The sequence below is a fragment of the Aeromonas sp. QDB25 genome, from assembly GCF_027707725.1.
Classification (GTDB): domain Bacteria; phylum Pseudomonadota; class Gammaproteobacteria; order Enterobacterales; family Aeromonadaceae; genus Aeromonas; species Aeromonas caviae.
This window is the reverse complement of record NZ_JAPCIZ010000146.1, coordinates 1-4056: the sequence shown is the minus strand read 5'-3', so window position 1 is coordinate 4056 and position 4056 is coordinate 1. Positions and strand designations below refer to the sequence as shown.

2 protein-coding genes are annotated in these 4056 nt (G+C 61.8%); both read right to left on the bottom strand.

Annotated elements, in window-relative coordinates:
- Positions 1-139: 139 nt before the first annotated feature.
- Complete coding sequence (locus PG883_RS22730) at positions 140-1702, bottom strand: AbgT family transporter (protein WP_010675009.1); 1563 nt, start codon at positions 1700-1702, stop codon at positions 140-142.
- 154 nt (positions 1703-1856) lie between these two features.
- Positions 1857-3797 carry a putative bifunctional diguanylate cyclase/phosphodiesterase gene (locus tag PG883_RS22725; RefSeq protein ID WP_029314665.1) on the bottom strand — a complete coding sequence of 647 codons (1941 nt, stop codon included), beginning with the start codon at positions 3795-3797 and terminating at the stop codon, positions 1857-1859.
- Positions 3798-4056: the final 259 nt, after the last annotated feature.

The following is a 4056-nucleotide window of genomic DNA, read 5'->3' as shown; positions in this document are numbered from 1 at the left end:
ATGCACGGCGACAGCAGGGTGATGGTGGTGGTGTGTTTGGAGACAGCCAGTTTACCAGCACCCTGTCTGTCAACTTCCACTTTCCCAGGATCCCGCGAAGAACCAAAAAAAGCGGGGGGCCCAAGGCCCCCCGTCACCCTCAAGGGGCAGGATAGACATAGGGGGCCTGCAACCCAAGCGGGAACCCCAGCGCCCAGTAGAGCAGCAGGAAGCCCGTCCAGCTCACCAGGAAGGCCAGGGAGTAAGGCAGCATCATGGAGACCAGGGTGCCGATGCCTGTGCTCTTCACATACTGCTGGCAATAAACCACCACCAGGGGGAAGAAGACCATCAGCGGGGTGATGATGTTGGAGGCGGAATCCCCCACCCGATACGCGGCCTGAGTCAGCTCGGGCGAGATCCCCACCGCCATCAGCATGGGCACCAGGATGGGGCTGATGAGGGCCCACTTGGCGGAGGCCGAGCCCACCACCAGGTTGACGGTGGCCGTCAGCAGTATGATGCCGACGATGGTCACCTCTCCCGGCAGCGCCAGGGCGTGAAGCACCTCGGCACCGGAGAGCGCCAGCAGGGTACCGAGGTTGGAATCCCCGAACGCCTTGATGAAGAGGGCGCAGAAGAAGGCCATCACCATGTAGGAGCCCATCTTGTTCATGGTGGCCGACATGGCGTCGATCACATCCTTGCCGCTCTTGAAGCTGCCGGCGACAAAGCCATAGACGATCCCGGGCAGGATGAAGAGCAGGAAAATGAGGGGCACGATGGACTTCATCACCGGCGCGGCGAAGGTGGTGAGGGAACCGTCCGGTGCCCGCATCGGCGAGTCGCCGGGGGCCAGCGCCAGCCCCAGCAGCACCACGGCCGCCAGCATGGCGAACCCGGCCCAGTTGAAGGCCCGGCTTTCCTGGGCGCTGTAACGGCCCATCTCGTCGGCGCTCTCCAGATCCTCGTTGAGAGGCACCTGCTTGAGGCGCGGCTCGACAATCTTCTCGGTGACAAACCAGCCCACGCAGATGATCAGCAAGGAAGAAGCGCCGGTGAAGATGATATTGCACAGGGTGTTGACCATGTAGTCAGGGTCGAACAACTGGGCTGCAGACTGGGTGAAACCCTGAAGCAGCGCATCCCCGCCGGAGGGCAGGAAGTTGGCGGCAAACCCGCCGGAAACCCCGGCAAAGGCTGCGGCAATCCCCGCCAGCGGGTGGCGACCCGCCGCATGGAAGATGATGCCGCCAATGGGGATCACCAGCACATAGCCCGCATCGGCGGCGGTATGGCTGACGATGGCCACCAGGATCAGCATGGGGGTCAGAAAGCGCGCCGGCGTCACCTTGAGCAGCTTCTTGAGCCCGGTGTTGATGAAACCGGACTGTTCAGCCACCCCGACCCCCAGCATGGCCACCAGCACGATGCCAAGGGGAGCAAACCCGGTGAACGTGGTGACCATGCTGGCGAGAAAGTCCGCCAGCCCTGCCCCGGTCAACAGGTTGTTGATGACCACGGCCTCTCCGGTGCGGGGATTGACCAGATCGAAGGAGAACTGGGAGCCTATCCAAGAGCCGACCCAGACGATCAGCAAGGCATAGAGGAAGAGCATGGCGGGATCCGGCAGCTTGTTGCCCGCCTTCTCCACCCCGTTCAGAAAGCGGTTCAACCAGCCGTTGGGAGGGGCCGGACGCTCGTTCACTGCAGCTTGACTCATTATGGTGATACTCCATTACCAAGGAATGAGCGCGCATACTAGCGATAACGTCTAATGGATCCCATGATATGAGACAAAAATTCGATTAATTATGTTTAATTTGGCATCTCGCACTTCATAAATGGGAGATGCCGCACATTTATCGACAACTTGCTCAATGGTTTGCGAGGGGGTAGCGACCCAGTCGGCACTGTACAGCAAACCCCGCCGCCGCCACCTCTTCCGGGGTCATGGGACGGCTGAACAGGAACCCCTGGAAGACATGGCAACCCTGGGTCTGCAGGGCCGCGAGCTCGTGCTCCTCCTCCACCCCTTCCGCCAGGATCCCGAGCCCCAGACTGGTGGCCATGGCCACCGTCGCCCGGATCACCGGCAGGTTGAGTCCCACCACGAAGGAGCGGTCCAGCTTGATGGTGTCGATGGGCAACCGGTTGAGGTAGGCCAGGGAGGAGTAGCCCGTCCCGAAGTCGTCGATGGCGATCTTGATCCCCTGCTCGCTCAGGGCGTCGAGGATCTCGATGCACCCCTTCATGTCGAGCATCAGCACCGTCTCGGTCAGCTCCAGGGTCAGCAGCGCCGCCTCCACCGAGAATACCTCGAGCAGTTGGGCCACCAGCTCCGGCAAACTGGCAGAGAGCTGGAAGCCCGAGAGATTGACTGACACCGGCACCCTCACCCCGTCCTGTCGCTGCCACTCCCCCATCTGGGCCAATGCGGTGGAAAGCACCCAGCTTCCGATTTCCCGGATGAGCCCCATCTCTTCGGCCAGCGGAATGAACTCCGCCGGCGACACATGGCCGAGCACGGGATTGTACCAGCGTACCAGGGCCTCGAAACCGATGACCCGACCTTGCGCCACATCCACCTGGGGCTGATAGCGCAGGCTGAGCTCTCCCCGACCGACGGCCTTGGCCAGGAACTGCTTCAGGGTCAGCTTGCGATGCAGGCTCTGCTGCATGCTGGGGGTGAAGCGTTGCCAGCGAAGCCGCCCCATCTGCTTGGCCTGATACATGGCCATGTCGGCACGGGTGATGAGGTTGTCGCCATCATCGGCGTCGTCCGGGTAGATGGCGATGCCGATGCTGCCGCCGATGGTGACCTCGGGGACACCGCTCAGCTGCAGTGGCTTGCTCATCTGGGAGAGCATGAGATCCGCCACCTCCTGGGCCCGATCGCTCGCCTGGTTGAGGGGCACCAGGGCGGTGAACTCGTCCCCGCCAAGGCGCGCCAGCTCCACGTCCCGCGGGCAGATCTGCTTGAGCCGTCCGGCGACCCGCTCCAGCAGGCGATCCCCGGCCTTGTGGCCGTAGTTGTCATTGACCAGCTTGAAGTTGTCCAGATCCATGAACACCAGGGCAAAGCGCCCCCCGAGGCCGCAATAGGCTTCCAGGGATTTCATCAGGCCGTAGCGGTTGAGCAGCCCGGTGAGGGAGTCGTGCCAGGCCAGGTGGCGATGCTCCAGCTCTTCGAGCTTGCGATCCGTGATGTCCCGCATGGTCAGCAGGATCCGTGCCCCCTGCTGGATATGGCGAAACTGGTACTGGAACCAGCGCATCCCCTTCTGGGTGCGACACTCCCCTTCGGCCACCACTTCGTCCAGACGGGAGAGGCGACGATAGAAGGCCTCGTCCGCACCGGAGAAGATCTGGGGCAGCGTCAGAATGCCGGTGCCAAAGCACATGTCGAAGTGATGGTTGCCGCTCTCGAGGCGCCCCTCGTTGTCAAAGAGACAGGCCAGGGTGTCGCCGGTGGCGAGGGAGGACTCCTGATAGAGGGTGTCGGCATCGATGACCGCTTCCGCCATCATCATCTGCCGTCCGGCAAGCTGGATCCCGGAAAGACGCAGATAGACCTGCTTCTTGACCCCCTTGGGTGAGAGGGTCCACCACTCGTTGTAACTGCGCTCCTGCTGGAAATCGCCGAGATAACGCTGCAGCAGCAGATCGATGGCGGCGGCCATGTCGGCGGAGAAATCCCGGGACTTCAGCTCGGCCAGGGAGCTCGCCTCCCAGAGCCCGAGGGCAGCATCGTTGGCCCAGTAAATATGATGACGCTGGATGTCATAGACCCAGACAGGTGTGTGGAGGACATCCATCACGGTGAGCAGGCGTTCGTCTAGCGTATTCATGTTGAGTGATGATTCATGCTGAAAGCTCATGGTCGAACCAGTCGGTTGCGCCCCCTGACAGGAGCATTCGCGCTGGTACAAAATCCGTTCCGGCCCATAATCGGATAACAAACGGATGAAAAAAGGTTCTTCGCGGGATCCTGGGAAAGTGGAAGTTGACAGACAGGGTGCTGGTAAACTGGCTGTCTCCAAACACACCACCACCATCACCCTGCTGTCGCCGTGC